Source organism: Micromonospora sp. WMMC264 (assembly GCF_027497275.1).
In the GTDB taxonomy this organism is placed as follows: Bacteria; Actinomycetota; Actinomycetes; order Mycobacteriales; family Micromonosporaceae; genus Micromonospora; species Micromonospora chalcea.
Map to the genome: position 1 here is coordinate 664,218 of NZ_CP114907.1, position 16,172 is coordinate 680,389.

14 protein-coding genes are annotated in these 16,172 nt (G+C 74.3%); 10 read left to right on the forward strand and 4 right to left on the reverse strand.

From position 1 onward, the window contains the following. Window positions 1-7 precede the first annotated feature (7 nt). Window positions 8-214, reverse strand: coding sequence for a hypothetical protein (locus tag O7542_RS03170; protein ID WP_064448256.1), 207 nt, complete (start codon window positions 212-214; stop codon window positions 8-10). An 85-nt stretch (window positions 215-299) separates the two neighbouring features. Between O7542_RS03170 and O7542_RS03175 the strand changes: the two genes are divergently transcribed. Further along, window positions 300-821 (forward strand): DinB family protein, encoded by a 522-nt coding sequence (locus O7542_RS03175; protein ID WP_281605679.1) that lies wholly within the window; start codon window positions 300-302, stop codon window positions 819-821. 4 nt (window positions 822-825) lie between these two features. On the opposite strand, the gene O7542_RS03180 is transcribed toward O7542_RS03175, so the two are convergent. Continuing rightward, a complete protein-coding gene (locus O7542_RS03180) occupies window positions 826-1,686 on the reverse strand; it encodes a carbohydrate kinase family protein (RefSeq protein WP_069088940.1) in 861 nt (286 codons plus the stop codon). An 81-nt stretch (window positions 1,687-1,767) separates the two neighbouring features. On the opposite strand from O7542_RS03180, the gene O7542_RS03185 reads away from it, so the two are divergent. Further along, window positions 1,768-5,109 carry a DEAD/DEAH box helicase gene (locus tag O7542_RS03185; protein WP_281605680.1) on the forward strand — a complete coding sequence of 1,114 codons (3,342 nt, stop codon included), beginning with the start codon at window positions 1,768-1,770 and terminating at the stop codon, window positions 5,107-5,109. Beyond that, complete coding sequence (locus O7542_RS03190) at window positions 5,106-6,050, forward strand: SWIM zinc finger family protein (RefSeq protein ID WP_210870291.1); 945 nt, start codon at window positions 5,106-5,108, stop codon at window positions 6,048-6,050. The genes O7542_RS03185 and O7542_RS03190 overlap by 4 nt, the downstream gene beginning before the upstream one ends. 51 nt (window positions 6,051-6,101) lie before the next feature. Here O7542_RS03190 and O7542_RS03195 read toward each other — a convergent pair whose 3' ends face one another. Next, window positions 6,102-6,359, reverse strand: coding sequence for a DUF3040 domain-containing protein (locus O7542_RS03195; protein ID WP_043329246.1), 258 nt, complete (start codon window positions 6,357-6,359; stop codon window positions 6,102-6,104). 446 nt (window positions 6,360-6,805) lie between these two features. On the opposite strand from O7542_RS03195, the gene O7542_RS03200 reads away from it, so the two are divergent. From O7542_RS03200 to O7542_RS03220, 5 genes are read left to right on the forward strand one after another with little or no spacing between them, the layout of a single operon-like run. Next, window positions 6,806-8,872: a DUF1800 domain-containing protein gene (locus O7542_RS03200; RefSeq protein WP_166456650.1), complete on the forward strand. Its 2,067-nt coding sequence runs from the start codon at window positions 6,806-6,808 to the stop codon at window positions 8,870-8,872. A gap of 14 nt (window positions 8,873-8,886) precedes the next feature. Beyond that, window positions 8,887-10,260 carry a DUF1501 domain-containing protein gene (locus O7542_RS03205; RefSeq protein WP_223201459.1) on the forward strand — a complete coding sequence of 458 codons (1,374 nt, stop codon included), beginning with the start codon at window positions 8,887-8,889 and terminating at the stop codon, window positions 10,258-10,260. Next, window positions 10,257-11,672, forward strand: coding sequence for a ferredoxin reductase family protein (locus O7542_RS03210; protein ID WP_281605681.1), 1,416 nt, complete (start codon window positions 10,257-10,259; stop codon window positions 11,670-11,672). Before O7542_RS03205 ends, O7542_RS03210 begins: the two co-directional genes overlap by 4 nt. 13 nt (window positions 11,673-11,685) lie before the next feature. Then, entirely contained in the window at window positions 11,686-12,282 is a 597-nt protein-coding gene (locus O7542_RS03215) for an FMN-binding protein (protein ID WP_064448262.1), read from the forward strand. 35 nt (window positions 12,283-12,317) lie between these two features. Next, window positions 12,318-13,055: an FAD:protein FMN transferase gene (locus O7542_RS03220; RefSeq protein ID WP_281606441.1), complete on the forward strand. Its 738-nt coding sequence runs from the start codon at window positions 12,318-12,320 to the stop codon at window positions 13,053-13,055. Between the two features lie 349 nt (window positions 13,056-13,404). Here the strand turns inward: O7542_RS03220 and O7542_RS03225 are convergent, their stop codons facing one another. Further along, window positions 13,405-14,076, reverse strand: a complete 672-nt coding sequence (locus O7542_RS03225) for a bifunctional DNA primase/polymerase (protein ID WP_281605682.1) — start codon at window positions 14,074-14,076, stop codon at window positions 13,405-13,407. Window positions 14,077-14,293: 217 nt separating this feature from the next. On the opposite strand from O7542_RS03225, the gene O7542_RS03230 reads away from it, so the two are divergent. After that, complete coding sequence (locus tag O7542_RS03230) at window positions 14,294-15,523, forward strand: helix-turn-helix domain-containing protein (RefSeq protein WP_069088946.1); 1,230 nt, start codon at window positions 14,294-14,296, stop codon at window positions 15,521-15,523. Then, window positions 15,520-16,101: a flavoprotein gene (locus O7542_RS03235; RefSeq protein ID WP_030504216.1), complete on the forward strand. Its 582-nt coding sequence runs from the start codon at window positions 15,520-15,522 to the stop codon at window positions 16,099-16,101. The genes O7542_RS03230 and O7542_RS03235 overlap by 4 nt, the downstream gene beginning before the upstream one ends. The last annotated feature ends 71 nt before the right edge of the window (window positions 16,102-16,172 follow it).

The following is a 16,172-nucleotide window of genomic DNA, read 5'->3' on the forward strand; positions in this document are numbered from 1 at the left end:
CGGGTCGTCAGACCGCCGGGCCACGCCAGGCGTAGACCCACTCCCGGCCCGGCTGGGCGTCCGACTCCAGCTCGTAGATCTGCGCCTCCGCGAGCCCGTTGGACCCGAGGTGGTGATGGGTCAGCGGGGGACGGCCGTTGCTGTCCAGCTCGACGGTGACGGTCTCGCCGTCGGCCGCGCCGCCCACCAGGGGGATCTGCACCGTGGAAGCCATGCGCCCATCCTGCCCCGGCCGGCCCGCCCGCGCAGGGGATCACGCGGGGCAGCGAACCGGGCACCGTGCGTACTAGGGTCCGGGGATGGCGCACCCGACGATCGATCCGACTCTCGGTCCGGTCCTCGCCCGTACGGGCGGCGAACGGGCGATCCTCGACGCGTTCCTCGACTTCCACCGGAGCACCGTGCTGCGCAAGGTGCGCGGCCTGACCGACGCCGACGCCAGCCGGCGTCTGGTGCCCTCGCTGACCACCCTGGCCGGGCTGCTCAAGCACCTGACGGTGGTCGAGGGGAACTGGTTCCGCCGCCTGTTCGCCCCCGAGCCGGGCGACGTCTACCTCACCTCCCAGGCCGACGCCGACGCCAGCTTCGCGCTGCGCCCCGGCGACACGGTCGAGACGCTCGCCGCCGCGTACGAGGCGGCCTGCGAGGAATCCCGGCGGGTCGCCGCGCGGTTCGACCTCGATCACGTGGTGCCGCACCCGCAGCTCGGCGAGGTGTCGCTGCGCTGGGTGCTGGTGCACCTGATCGAGGAGACCGCCCGGCACGCCGGGCACGCGGACATCCTGCGCGAGCTGACCGACGGCGAGACCGGCGCGATCTGACGCCTCAGGCCCGGGGCAGCAGCCCGTCCGGATACTCCATCCCGTCGTGCGTACAGGCCGCGGCGGCCACCCGGGCGGCGTACCGGGCCGCGTCGAGCACGTCCGCGCCGCGCAGCCGGGCGGCGATCACCCCGGCCGCGAACGCGTCCCCGGCGCCGTTGGTGTCCACCACCGGCCCCGGCGGGGTGGCGGCGGGCACGTGTGCGGGCGGCGCGCCGGGGGTGTGCAGCGTCGCGCCGGCCGCGCCGCCGGTGACCAGCACCGTGCGCGGCGCCAGCTCGGCCGCCTCCTTCGCGGCCCGCTCGCCGAGCCGGGTGTCGCTGACGAAGACCAGGTCCGCGATCCGGGCGAACGGACGGTGGTAGTCGTTCTCGCCGTCCCAGTCGTGCAGGTCGGTGGAGACCGACGTGGCGGCGCGCAGCACCGGCAGCGAGTCCCGGGCCCAATCCATGATCGACAGGTGGACGTGGGTCGCTTCGGCCACGAGCGCGGCCAGCTCCGCGTCGGCGAACGGCGCCGGCCCCGACCACGGGCGCGGGTCGTGCAGCGACATCCGCCGCCCGGCCGGGTCGACCAGGTTCACCGAGCGGCGGGTGCCGGCCGGCGCGTCCGCGAGCGTGGTCCGCACCGAGGTACGCGCCAGCGCCGCCCGCACCACGTCACCTGCCGGGTCGGCGCCCAGCACGTCGACGAGCGCCACCCGCAGGCCGAGCGCGTGCGCGGCCAGCGCCACCCCGGCGCCGGTGTTGCCGATCCGCATGTCGATCGGCGGCACCAGCAGCGAGTCGGCGACGGGCGGCGGCAGCGCGGGCACCTGGACGCGGACGTCCACACCGAGCCCGCCGAGCACGAGAAGGTCGACCATGGCGCCGACGATAGCGACGCCCGGCGGCCTATCCTGACTCCCCGGGCCGTCTTCCGGCCCCGGCGTCGGCGAGGGGGAGCAGTGCTGGTCATCCACGGGCTGTGGCTGCCCGGTAGCGGGCTCGCCCTGTGGGCCGAGGACAGCACGCGCCCGGCGCGCGCGCCCCGCCGGCCCGGCCGCGTCCCGCGCGAGCGCCCGCACCCGTTCGCCGCCGACCACGCCACGCTCGCCGCCGCGCTCGACGGCATGCCGGGCGAGCCGATCTCCGTCCTGCTGGACCTGCCGACCCGCGCCGGCTCGCCGGTGGACTCGCCGGAACTGATCCGGGCCACCGTCGGGGAACCGGTCCGCGGCCCGGTCACCCGCGCCGGATGGCGGGTCCCGGCCCTGGGGTACGCCCCGGACGCCGCGTACGAGCTGCTGCGCGCGCCGGCGCCGGGACCGGTCGGGGCGAGCCTGCGTCACCTGTGCGAGCTGGCCGACTTCGCCACCGACCTGGTCGCACGCGGCCGGCTGCTGCCCGTCGCGCTCGACGCGTACCCCGGTGGTGGTGGACCCGACGGCGGGCCGGCCGCGACCGGCCGGCGTGCCTCGGCGCGGCGGTCACCGGCGGCCTCGGGCGCGAGGGCCGGGCGGCGGTTGCGGGCCGTCGGGGCGGACGACGTGGCGACCGGGTGGGCCCTCTGGCGGCCGCTGCTCACCGGCACCGACGCGGGCTGGGCGCGCGACCTGGCGACGGCGTTGCCACCGGCGGCCCGTGCCGCCCGGGAATGGCGGCCCGAGCCGTGGGGCCCGGCAGCGGCGTCGGTCGGTGCGGGCGAAGGCCCTGGCGGGGCCGCCGCCCCGGCGTCGGCGGATGTGCGGACGGACGCCGCCGGGCCCATGCCGGGCGGGCGCTCGCCGAGCGGGTCCGTCCGGGACAGCAGCCGGGCGGGCGGACCGACGGGCGGCGCGTGGGCCGGGCGATCCGGCGACATCGGGGCCGGTGCGCTGGTCGCCGAGGCGCTGGACGCGCTGGTCGACGCCGCCGCCCGGGTGGCGCTGGCCGACACCCGGCTGCACCGGGGAATGCGCCCGGTCGGCGCGGTGCCGCGCTGGCTGGCCGCGCTGACCGGCCCGGAGCGGGCGTTCCCCGCCGAGCCGGACGCGCTGGCGACGCTTCGCGACGAACTGGACGCCTGGCAGCGCGACGCCGCGGGCGGCGCGGTACGGGCCACGTTCCGCCTGGTCGAGCCGGACGTCGACCCGGTCGCCGAGCTGGTCGAGGACGCCGTCTGGCGGGTCGAGTTCGGCCTGCACCCGGCCGACGAGCCGGGGCTCGTGGTGGACGCCGCGCACATCTGGCAGCGGCCCGCGCCGGCGCTGGCCGCCCGGGGCGTGGAGCCGCAGGAGACGCTCCTGGCCGAGCTGGGCCGGGCCAGCCGGCTGTGGCCCGAGGTGGACGCCGCGTTGCGTACCGCCGCGCCGGAAGGCATGGAACTGGACGCCGACGGCGCGCACCGGTTCCTGCGTGAGGGCGCGCCGGTGCTGCACGCGGCCGGGTTCGGGGTGCTGCTGCCGTCGTGGTGGCGGCGTTCCTCGTCGCGGCTCGGCGCGCGGCTGCGGGCGCGCAGCCGGAGCGCGCCGGGAGCGGTGGCCACAAGCGCCGGGAAGCTGGGGCTGGACGCACTCGTCGACTACCGCTGGGAGCTGGCGCTCGGCGACCAGCCGCTGACCGCCGAGGAACTGGCGTCGCTGGCCGACCTGAAGTCGCCGCTGGTCCGGCTGCGCGGCCGGTGGGTCGAGCTGGACCCGCAGCGGCTGGAGGCCGGGCTGAAGCTGCTGCGCTCCTCCGGCGAGCTGACGGTGGCCGACCTGCTGCGGATGGGACTGTCCGGTGACGACAGTGCCGGTGAGCTGCCGGTGCTGGACGTGGTCGCCGACGGCGCGCTCGGCGAACTGCTCGCCGGTGAGGCGGAACGGCGGCTCACCCCGGCCGACCCGCCGCCGGGTTTCGCCGGGACGCTGCGGCCGTACCAGCGGCGCGGGCTGGCCTGGCTGGCGTTCCTCCAGTCGCTCGGGCTCGGCGGCATCCTCGCCGACGACATGGGGCTGGGCAAGACCGTCCAACTGCTCGCGCTGCTCGCCGGTGACCCGCCGGAGGCCGGGCCCACGCTGCTGGTCTGCCCGATGTCGCTCGTCGGCAACTGGCAGCGGGAGGCGGCGAAGTTCGCACCCGGCCTGCGCGTACACGTGCACCACGGCGCCGAGCGCGCCCGGGGCGAGGGCTTCGCCACCGCGGTGGGCGAGGCGGACCTGGTGCTCACCACGTACTCGGTGGCTGCCCGGGACGCGTTCGAGCTGGCCGGTGTCGACTGGCACCGGGTGGTGGTGGACGAGGCGCAGGCGATCAAGAACGCCGCCACCCGGCAGGCCGAGGCGGTCCGGTCACTGCCCGCGCGGCACCGGGTCGCGGTCACCGGTACGCCGGTGGAGAACCGGCTCGCCGACCTCTGGTCGATCATGCAGTTCGCGAATCCGGGGCTGCTCGGCCCGGCCGCGACGTTCCGCAAGCGCTTCGCCGAACCGATCGAGCGGCACGGCGACGCCGAGGTCGCCGAGCGGCTGCGCCGGATCACCGGCCCGTTCGTGCTGCGCCGCCTCAAGACCGACCCGACGATCATCACCGACCTGCCGGAGAAGCTGGAGATGGAGGTGGTCTGCAACCTCACCGCCGAGCAGGCAGCCCTCTACCAGGCCGTGGTGGACGACATGATGGCGAAGATCGAGTCCAGCGACGGCATCGAACGACGCGGGCTGGTGCTGGCCACCATGACCCGGCTCAAGCAGGTCTGCAACCACCCCGCCCAGCTGCTGCACGACGGCTCCGCGCTGGACGGCCGCTCCGGCAAGCTGGAACGCCTCGACGAGATCGTCGACGAGGTGCTCGCCGCGGAGGAGAAGGCGCTGCTGTTCACCCAGTACGCCGAGTTCGGCGGCATGCTGCGCGGGCACCTGTCGGCGCGTACCGGTCGGGAGGTGCTGCTGCTGCACGGCGGCGTCGGCAAGGCCGACCGGGACGCCATGGTGACCCGCTTCCAGGCGCCGCAGGGGCCGCCGCTGTTCGTGCTGTCGCTCAAGGCCGGCGGCACCGGTCTCACGCTGACCGCCGCCAACCACGTGGTGCACGTGGACCGGTGGTGGAACCCGGCCGTCGAGGACCAGGCCACCGACCGGGCGTTCCGCATCGGACAGCGCCGCCGCGTGCAGGTACGCAAGTTCGTCTGCGCCGGCACCGTCGAGGAGAAGGTGGCCGCGATGATCGCGGACAAGCGCAGCCTGGCCCGGTCCGTGGTGGGCAGCGGCGAGCAGTGGATCACCGAGCTGTCCACCGACACGCTGCGGGACCTGTTCACGTTGGAGTCCGGGGCGGTGGTCGAGTGAGCCCCCGCTTTGACGACTACCGGCCGCCGCTGCGGGTCGAGGGTGGCCTGCGGGCGCGCAGCACCAGAGGCGCGATCGGGCAGTCCTGGTGGTCCCGGCGGTTCGTGGAGGTGCTGGAGTCGTTCGCGCTCGGCTCCCGGCTCACCCGCGGCCGGGCGTACGCGCGCCGGGGGCAGGTGCTCCGGCTGGACGTGTCGCCCGGCAAGGTCACCGCCGAGGTGCAGGGCTCCCGGCCGCGCCCCTACCCGGTGCGGATCGGGCTGGCCGCGTATCCGGAGAAGGTGTGGCGGCGGCTGGAGTCGGAGCTGGCCGGGCAGGCGTTCTTCAGCGCCCGGCTGCTCGCCGGTGACCTGCCGGCCGAACTGGAGGAGCTGTTCGCCGAGGCGGGCGCGCCGCTGTTCCCGGCCGAGATCGACGAGCTGGACCAGAGCTGCGGCTGCCCCGACTTCGCGGTGCCGTGCAAACACCTGGCGGCCACGTTCTACCTGCTCGCCGAGGCGTTCGACGCCGACCCGTTCCACCTGCTGCACTGGCGTGGCCGGTCCCGCGCCGAACTGCTCGACCGGCTGCGTACGCTGCGCGGCGCCGTGGCGGACGGCGGTGTGCTCGGCGCGGGCGCGGCATCGGTCCCGGGCGCCGGACCGGACCCGGCGGCGACGACGGGTGTGCCGGTGGTCGGCGCGGCGCGGGCCCTGGCCGGGCTGCCGGCGGTCGAGCCGGACGAGGAGCTGGACCGGTTCTGGCTGGCGCCGGTGGCGCTGCCGGACCGGCCGCCCACGCTCGCCACCGGCCCGGAGCTGCTGCTGCGCCAGCTCGGGTCGCCCGGTGCCGCGATCGGCGGGCCTGGCCTGGCCGAGCGGCTGCGCCGGGCGTACCGGGAGTTCGGCAGCACCGAGGGCGCGTCGCCCACGGAGTTCGGTCGCGCCGAAGGCGCGCGTTAAGAAGGGGCCCTTCCTCTACCGGAGGCGTTAAGAAGGGGCCCTTCCTTACGCCTACAGCAATCGGCGGCGGAAACGCCACATCACGGCGGCGTTGGCGACCAGCACCACCGCGCAGATCGCCCCGGCCAGCCGTCCGACCAGTACTGTCATCGCCGGTAGCGAGGCCCACAGCACGATCGTCAGCAGCATCATGTACCGGCCCCGGCGTCCCTTTATCCGGCTGTCCAACCGGGCGAAGAACCGAGGGTCGCTCTCCCGCAGACGGCGGGTGATCTGTTCGAACCTGCGCTGATCCTCTTGGCTGAGCATGGCGGTGCCTTCCCCTCACGGCTTCAGCGGTTCGGCGGCATACCCGGATCGGAGGGCGGTCACGCGCCGCCGCTGCTGCTGTTTCGCCGGACCGGACAGGCGGAACGAGGTTCTCAGCGCAGGCTTATCCGTACCTTAAGTTTCGGTGAGGCGGTGAACGCCCCCGGCGGCCTCGCCGGGCTGCGAAACCTCGCGTTCGGGCGGTGCGTGACCGGATCGGCCCTGCTCCGGAGGTCGCCGCGCACTCGCCGCCCCGCCGGGTCCTCCGCGGCGGGCCTGAGCACCGTCTTAAGTGCGCTCACGGGCGCGTCCGGCGTGCCTTGAGCGGCCGGGACGGCCTGGCTACTTTCCCGTAGGCAACTTCTCCGGCAACCGTCGCCGCCCCTGCGCCACCCGACCCCCCGGGTGGCAGGCGTGCCGGCACTCGAAGAAAACGGGATAGGTACATGGCCGACCTGAACGTGCCACCGCGTCGACCCCGGGACGACCGCGGCTGGGACGGATACCAGCACCCCCATCCGGACGGGTACCGCGACCCGCACGCCGCGCCGTACGCCGGCGCTCACCCCGCCGCCGCGCCGGGCCCGCAGTGGGTCGGACCGGACGGCTTCGCCCCCGCCGCCGGTGGCTACCCGCCGCAGGGCGGCTTCCCCCAGCAGGGCGGCTACGCCCAGCCCGCCGGCGGGTACGGCCCGCCGCCCGGCCCGGGACTGCCCACGCTGGACGACGACGGCGACGAGCCGCCGAACCGGGGTCGCCGCCGCGCGCTGGCCACCCTCGGTGGGGCCGCGGTGGTCGCCGGTGGCGCCGCCTTCGCGCTGTCTCCGCAGGTACGCGGACTGTTCACCGGTGACGCAGCGGCCGGTGACGCCACCGGCACCGTCACCACCGACGGCAACGCGGCGCGGCCGAGCGGCCAGCAGCCCAGCACCGTGCGGACCTACACCGAGCAGAACGAGAGCTACATGGGCTCCCGGGCGGGCGAGGCGCTCAAGCGCAACGCGCCCACCGGCGGCCGGCTCTACGGCAGCCCGGCCGCCGCCGCCGAGGCGACCAAGGTGACTGTGAAGACGGTGCTCGCCAAGGATCCGATCCGGCACCTCGCCACCCGCACCACGTTCGGCGCGACCCCGAAGATGCTCGCCGACATCAAGCGGCTCGGCATCGACGACTGGCTGCGCCAGCAGCTCGAACCGGAGAAGATCGCCCCGACCAAGGCGGAGCTGAAGCTGGCCGAGCTGCAGTCACTCAAGCTCAGCCCGACGCAGCTGCGCGACCAGCGCGAGCAGCTCAACGAGAAGGGCGTCGACCCGGCCCGGGAGACGGTGGACGCCACCATCGCCCGGCAGATCTGGTCGGACCGGCAGCTGTTCGAGGTGATGGTCGACTTCTGGAACGACTTCCTGCACGTCGCCGCCGACTTCGACGGCGGGGAGAACTACCGCAACGCGTTCGACCGGGACGTCATCCGCAAGCACGCGCTCGGCAGCTACCCGGAGATGCTCGTCGCCGCGAACAAGCACCCGGCGCTGCTGCTCTACCTGAACCAGGTCGACTCGCGCAAGGACGCGGTCAACGAGAACCTGGCCCGGGAGAACCTGGAGCTGTACTCCGTCGGCGTCGACGGTGGCTACACCGAGAAGGACGTACGCCAGGCCGCGCTGCTGCAGACCGGACGCGGTGTCGCCGACGGCAAGTACAAGTTCTTCGCCGAGCGGCACTACCTCGGCAAGGTGAAGATCCTCGGGTTCAGCCACGCCAACAACTCCGACGATCCGGTGGCCGCCGACAAGGTCATCGACTCGTACATCCGTTACATCGCGACGCACCCGTCGACCGCCCGGTACGTGGCGCAGAACCTCGCCACCCGGTTCGTCTCCGACACCCCGCCGAAGTCCGTGGTGGACCGGCTCGCCAAGGCGTACACCACGAACAAGGGGCAGATCCGCCCGGTGCTGGCGACGCTGTTCAGCTCCTCGGAGTTCTGGGCCGCGGTCGGCCAGAAGGTACGCCGCCCGATGGAGTACCTGGTCGCCACGTACCGGGCGCTCGGCGTCTCGCCGGACGCGGCCCCCGGCTACTCCGGCGACAATCGGCGGACCCCGTTCGCGCAGGGCCTGCGGCAGATCCAGGACAAGATGCGCGAACTCGGCCAGTACCCGATGGGCAAGCCCACCCCGGACGGCTACGCCGACGTCTACCTGGCCTGGACCTCGGCCGGCACGATGATCGACGGCTGGAACGAGGCGGGCGACCTGATCGCCGGCTACCGCAAGCAGTTCACCTTCGCCAAGCCGGAGAAGCTGGTGGCGAAGCCGCCGACCACCGCCGGGGCGTACGTGGACGCGCTGGCCCAGCGGCTGGTGCACCAGAAGCTCAGCGCCAAGGAGAAGAAGCTCGTGCTCGCCGTGGCCGGGGTCGCCGAGAGCGCCAAGGTCGACGCCACCTTCAACGGGGCCATCGCCGCTGTCGCGCGGACGATCCTCGCGTCCCCCCAGCACCACCTCCGGTGAGGCATTCGATGGAGATGACCGTGAACCCGTACCCCCTGCACCCCGAATGCCCCGACCTGCGGCGGCTGGCCGACAACCCGGCCGAGGCGCTGCTGCGCGCGGAGGCGGACATCGTCGCGGCCGAGAGCGCGGCCGAGGCCGACCGGTACCGCCGGCTGGAGGAGATCGAGGAGGCACAGCAGGACGGCCGGGGCGTCACCCGCCGTACCTTCGTCGCGGGCGCCGCGGCCACCGCGACCGCGCTGGCGACGGCCCAGTTCGTCACCACGTCGGCGTCGTTCGCCGCGACCAAGACCGGCACGCTGATCCACGTCTTCCTCTACGGCGGGCTGGACGGGCTGAGCCTGGTCGCCCCGGCGAGCGACCCGGTGCTCACCAAGGCCCGCCCGGACCTGCTGCTCGGCGAGGACTCGCTGGCGCTGGCCCGCGGCTTCAAGCTGACCAGCGCGTTCGCGCCGCTGGAGAAGTGGCTCAAGGCCGGTCAGCTCGGCTTCGTGCCGGCCGCGTCCGACCCGCGGCTGTCCCGCAGCCACTTCCAGGCCGCCGACGCCTGCAACCTGGGCGGCCTGCCCGGCGAGACCGGCGGCCGGGGCTGGCTGGACAGCCTGGTCGACGCGCTCGGCAAGGGCACCGCGTTCCGCAGCGTCGGCATCGGCAGCACGCTGCCGCGCTCGCTCGTCGGCGTGAACGGCGCGATCTCCCTCAACAGCGTCGGCGACCTGCGGCTCAACGGCGACGACAAGTTCCGCGCGGCCACCGAGAAGGCGATCCGCGGCCTGTTCACCGGCATCAACCACCCGGTGGAGGAAGCGGTCATCGAGGGCATGGGCGCGCTCGCCACCGCCCAGAAGCTCGCTGCCAAGCCGTACGCCGCCGCCGAGGGCGTCGAGTACCGGGGCGTCGGCAACTCGTTCAAGCAGCTCGCCCAGCTCATCAAGGGCGGCGCGAACGTACGGGTGGCCACCGTCGGCATGGGCGGCTACGACACCCACGAGAACCAGGGCACCCGCGAGGGCGGCCAGCTCTGGCGGCGGCTCAACGAGCTGGCCGCCGCGATGGCCGCGTTCTTCACCGACCTGGGCGACCAGGCGGCGGACGTGACGATCATGGTGTCCAGCGAGTTCGGCCGCCGGGTCGCCTCGAACGGCGGCGGCACCGACCACGGCCACGGCGGCGTGGTCACCGTGCTGTCCGGCCGCAAGCTGGCCAGCTCGCTGCTCGGCACCTGGAACGGGCTGGACAAGTTGGACAGCGGCGACGTGCCGGAGTACAACAACATGTTCAACGTCTACGGATCGGTCGCGCAGGGCCGCTTCGGCCTGACAAACGCCGAGGTGGACAAGATCTTCCCCCGGCAGAAGTTCACCCCGGTCAAGATCTACGCGTGACGTACCAGGATACCCGCGCCGCCGGCCGTCGTACCGGGCACTCCGCCCCGTACGGCGGCCGTCCGGCTGCTCCCGTACCCCCGGCTCGTCCGCGCCGCGGACCCGGCGCCCGGCGGGCGCTCGCCGCGCTCTTCTGGCTCGGTCTGGTCGCCGCGGTGGTGCCGTGGTGGCTGAACACCCCGGCCGGGTCGCTCACCGACACCGCCGACCTGCTCACCGCGGGCGGCCGGATCACCGGCCTGATCGCCGGCTACCTGCTGCTGGTCCAGGTGCTGATGATGAGCCGGCTCGGCGTGCTGGAACGCGCGCTCGGCGGCGAGCGGATCTCCCGGCTGCACCGGGACCTCGGCGCGACGCTGCTGGTGGCGGTGCTCACGCACATGTCGCTGCTGGTGGTCGGCTACTCCCGGCAGGAGCGCAACTCGGTGCTCGCCGAGGTCGGCGTGCTGCTGACCGACTACGAGGACATGATCACCGCGTTCGCCGCGGCCGGCGTGCTGGTCACCGTCGCGGTCACCGCGGTACGCGCGGTGCGCCGCCGCCTGCCGTACGAGCTGTGGCACCTGCTGCACGCGGCCAGCTACCTCACGCTGCTGCTCGGCTACGCGCACCAGTTCAGCAACGGCGCGCAGCTGCACCAGCCGGGCCTGGTGCGTACCGGCTGGATCGCCGGATACGTGCTGGTGGTGGCCGCGCTGGTGTGGGGCCGGGTGCTCGCGCCGCTGGCGTTCAACCTGCGGCACCGGCTGCGCGTCGCCGACGTCGTGGCGGAGAGCCAGGACACCGTGTCGGTATACCTGACCGGGCAGCGGCTCAACCAGATCGACCTGCTCGGCGGGCAGTTCTTCCGCTGGCGGTTCCTCAACCCCGGCTGCTGGTGGCAGTCGCACCCGTTCTCCGTCTCCGCCGCCGGCAACGACAGGTGGCTGCGGATCACGGTGAAGGTCGTCGGCGGGTACACCGCCGAGCTGCGCGACCTGACGCCGGGCACCCGGGTCTGGGCGCAGGGCCCCTCCGGCACGTTCACGGCCGCGCACCGCACCCGGGAGCGGACGCTGCTCATCGCCGGCGGCAGCGGCATCGCCCCGCTGCGGGCCATGCTGGAGGAGCTGCCGCCCGGCGCGGCGCTGATCTACCGCGCGAGCACCCCGGCCGACGTGCTGCTGCACCAGGAGCTGGACTGGCTCGCGCAGGCCCGGCAGACCTCCGTCTGGTACGTCGTCGGCCGCCGTGACGACCCCGGCCCCCGCCAGGTGATGAACCCGGAGGGGCTGCGCCGCCTGGTGCCCGACCTGACCCGGCGCGACGTCTACCTGTGCGGCCCGGGCGGCCTGGTCGACGAGGCGGTCGCCGCGCTGCGCGCGGCCGGCGTGCCCCGCCGCCAGATCCACCTGACCGCGTTCGAGCTGTAGGAAAGGCACCACCATGCGTCGCGCGCTCCTCGCGATCACCGGACTGGCCGCCGGCACCACCGCGCTCGTGGTGCTCAAGGGCGCGCCGGGCAGTGGGCAGACCCTGCCGGACGCGCCGGTGGCGCTGGCTCCGGTCGCCCCGGGCGGCTCGGCCGCGCCCGAGCCGCCGTCGCCCACCGCCGCCGCGTCCGGCAGCGCCACGCCGTCGTCGCGCGCCTCGGCGAAGCCCACCCCGAAGGCGTCCGCCGACCGCAGCCCGGCCAGCCGGGGCGGCACCCGTACCAGCACCGCACCCGCCGCGCCGCGGACCACCACCAGCGCGCCGAAGGTCACCACCCGCACGGTGACCGGGCCGTCGGTCACCTACGAGTACGGCTCACTGCAGGTGCGGATCACGCTCAGCGGCAGCCGGGTCGTCGACGCGACGGCGATCGGACTGCCGCTGGGCGGGCAGTCCGGGCAGCGCAGCGACGACGTGCAGGCCCGCTACAGCGGCACGTCCGGTGAGGTGGTGGCCCGGCAGAGCGCCAACCTGAGCACCGTCTCCGGGGCCACGTACACCAGCACCGCGTACAAGCAGTCGTTGCAGGCCGCGCTGGACAAGGCGTGACGGTTCGTTCCGGCCTGCGCCGGGTCGAGCACGTCATGGGTACGGCGATCAGCCTGGACCTGGCCGACGACCTGCCCCCGGGGACCCTGCACGAGCTGGCCGAGGACACGTTCGGCTGGCTGCGCGAGGTGGACGCGCGGTTCAGCACGTACCGGGACGACAGCGAGGTGTGCCGGATCGACCGGGGCGAGTTGCGGCCCGCCGACGCCTCCGCCGACCTGCGCGCCGTGCTGGCGGCCTGCGCCGACCTGTGGACCGCCACCGACGGGTTCTTCGACGTGTACGCGACCGGGCGGCTCGACCCGTCCGGCTACGTCAAGGGCTGGGCGGCGCAGGTCGCCTCGGACCGGCTGGTCGCCGCCGGCTCGCCGAACCACTGCGTGAACGCGGGCGGCGACGTGCGGGTACGCGGCCACGACGCGGCCGGACAGCCGTGGCGGATCGGGGTGCGGCATCCGTTCGACGCGGCGGCGACCTGCCTGGTGCTGACCGGCACCGACCTGGCGGTCGCCACCTCCGGCGTGTACGAGCGCGGGCACCACGTGCTCGACCCGCGTCGAGGCGTACCGGCGAAGGGCCTGCGCTCGGTCACGGTGGCGGGCCCGGACCTGGGCGTGGCGGACGCGTACGCGACAGCCGCGGTGGCCATGGGTGAGCCGGGCCTCGCCTGGCTCGACCGCCTGCCGTCCCCCTGGCAGCACGCCGTGGTAACGGACGAAGCCCACCAACACCACTCCCGAACCCTCCCCACCATCCCCACCCCAGCGCGGTGATCAAGGAGTTTGTGTCCGTTTAGCCCGCGCTGGAGGACACAAACTCCTTGATCAACGGCATCGGCGGGGGTGAGGGGTGAGGGGGGTCAGCGGAGGGGGCGGTGGAGGATGGCTGGGCGGGAACCCGTCGGGCGGGGGCGGCCGGGGCGGACGCCCAGGGGACGGGTGAAGGCCCACGGGTGCACACGGCGGCGGGGCCGCGCCGGCTCGGTGCCGCCGGTGTGGCGGGCCGCGTCGTCCCTGGACATCCTCAAACCCCCGCTCCGGCGCGCACGCGCCCTCGCCAGGTTCAACGATTCCGGTGCCGGGGAGGTCGCTGTCGGCCACCCGTCCGGGGCGGACGGGTGGGTCAGCGGCCCCGCCGGGGCAACGGGAGGTGGCCGGGGAACAGGTCCGCGCCGAGCGTCACGCCGGCCGCGTGTAACGCGGCGATCAGCGCGTTCTGCACCAGGTACGAGTCGGGCAGTTGCCAGCGGGCCTGCTCCGGGGCGACCGCCCAGCGCACCGTCCCCTCGGGCAGCCGGGTCGGCGGGGCCGGGATCCACGAGCCGGGCCCGTGCCGCACCACGTGGAAGCAGTGCTCCAGTTCCGGGCGCAGCGGGTCGCCGGGGCGGACCAGGAACATCCAGCGGCCGGTCGGGGTGACCAGCGCCGGGCCGCGTACGCCGGGCCCGGCGGGATGGGTGGCGACCGCGTCCAGCACCTGCCGGCCCAGGTGGGCGGCGACCTCGAGGACGTCGAACGCGCGGCCGGTGGGCAGCAGGACGCCGTGCGGGCGGCTGCGCCACCAGGTGGCCACCCGGGCCGGGTCGGTGCTGGCGGCGTGCTCCCAGTCCTCCAGGGCGGGGTGGCAGCCCACCGTGGGGCAGCCGGCCCGGCCGCAGACGAAGCGGCTGTTGGCCAGGCAGGCGCCGGGCGTGACCGGCCAGCCGTGCAGCGCGTACCGCACCGCGACGCGGCGCAGGCGGACCCGTTCCAGCGGGGACAGATTAGCGACGCGCGGCCGGACATTCCTCCACATGTCTGACATCCCCTCTCGTCCCGCGAAACCGTCCACATGCCACACGTCGAAAGCCGTCACTGCCGAAACTCACGCTCGTTGTGGTGACTAACGGTCGGTGCAACTTGCACGAAAACTACGAGAACTGGCTGGTCGGTGGACGCACAACCTGTGCGATCGGGGCAAGCCTGGGGGACGTGGGGGGACCGGCCGGCGCCGTGAGGGGGAGGGAGCAGGGATGGACGAACTGCCCATAGGCCGGCGGGTGGCGTACTGGCGGAGCCGGCGCAAGATGTCCCAGCAGGTCTTCGCCGACCGGCTCGGCAAGTCCAAGAGCTGGGTGGACAAGGTGGAGCGTGGCGTCCGCCGGCTGGACAAGTTCTCCGTCCTCTACGAGATCGCCGACATCCTCCAGATCGACGTGCAACTGCTGCACGGCAAGGACCCGGAGCGGCGCACCGACGCGCTCAACTGCATCGACCAGGTCGAGGTGGAGGAGATCCGCACCGCCCTGGAGCGGTACGACTCGATGAGCGCCTACTTCGACGCGGCGCCCTTCCCGCCGCCGCTGGCCGACATGCGCAAGGCCGTCAACCACGCCTGGCTGACCTACCAGTACGGCCGGTACGGCATGCTCACCCGCGCGCTGCCGAAGCTGCTGCGCGACGCCCAGGCGGCGGACGCCGGCTACGCCGCCGACGAGCAGGTACGCGAGGCCGCCCACCTGCTCGGGCAGGTCTACCAGATCGCCTCCTCGGTGCTGCGCAAGCTCGGCGAGTGCGACCTCGCCTGGCTGGCCGCCGACCGGTCGATGGCGGTGGCCCAGCGGGCCGACGACCCGCTGCTGGCCGGGATCGCCACCACGAGGGTCTGCAACGCGCTCGTCGCGATGGGCCGTCCCCGCCCCGCGCTGGAGCTCAACGTGCGCATCGCCGGCCGGCTCGCGCCCGGCGGCGACAACGACGTCCGGCCCGAACGGCTCTCCGTCTACGGCATGCTGCTGCTGCAGGGCGCGATGGCGGCCGCCCGGATCGGCGACTCGGCGACGGTGGACGACCTGCTCGCCGGCGCCGACGAGGCGGCCAAGCTGCTCGGCGGCGACCACAACCACTACTGGACCTCCTTCGGCCCGACCAACCTGGAGCTGCACCGCGCCGCCGCGGCCGTCGAGCTGGGTGACGGCGGCCGGGCGGTGGAGACGCACCTGCGGCTGTCCGAGCCCGCGTTCAACGCGCTGCTGCCGGAGCGGCGCGCGCACCACCTGCTCGACCTGGCCCGGGGCTACTCGCAGATCGGCGACGTGGCGAGCGCGGGGGACATGTTGCTGCGCGGCGACCGGCTCGCGCCGTCCGAGATCCGGTGCCGGCCGATAGCGCACGAATTGATGTCCGAGATTCTCCGTCGCACACGTGGTGCGCCGCCTCAGCCGATCGCGGAGTTGGCTGAGCACATGGGAGTCGGAGTATGAGCGGTCCGGAGACCGCGAGCGAGCACCGGCGGGTGCTCTACGTCATCGCCTGCGGTTCGCCGCTGGCCCGTCACGTCGGCCGGCTGGTCGACCTCGCCCAGCGGGAGGAGTGGACGGTCTGCGTGGTCACCACGCCCGACGGCGCGAAGTTCGTCGACCGGGCGGCCCTGGCCCGGCAGACCGGCCACCCGGTCCGTACGCACTACAAGAACCCGGGTGACCTGGACGTGCTGCCACCGGCGGACGCCATGCTGGTGTGCCCGGCGACGGTCAACACGATCAACAAGTGGGCGGTCGGCATCACCGACACCCTCGCGCTCGGCCTGCTGGTCGAGGCGCAGGGGATGGGGGTGCCGATCGCTGCCGTCCCGTACACGAACGAGGCGATGGCCGGGCACCCGGCGTTCCGGGCCAGCCTCGACCGGCTGGCCGGGTGGGGCGTCCGGGTGGTCTTCGGCGACCACGTCGTACGCCTGCATCCGCCCGGCACGGGGGAGCGGCGCGCGGACGCCTTCCCCTGGGACGCCGGCCTGGCCGCCCTGCGCGGCGCGGACCGGCCGGTCGCCCCGGTCGGCTGACGGTGTGAGCGTGGCTCCCGGCGCGCCCGGGAGCCACGCCCGACGGCGGTCGGCGTGTAGCGGCCCGGACG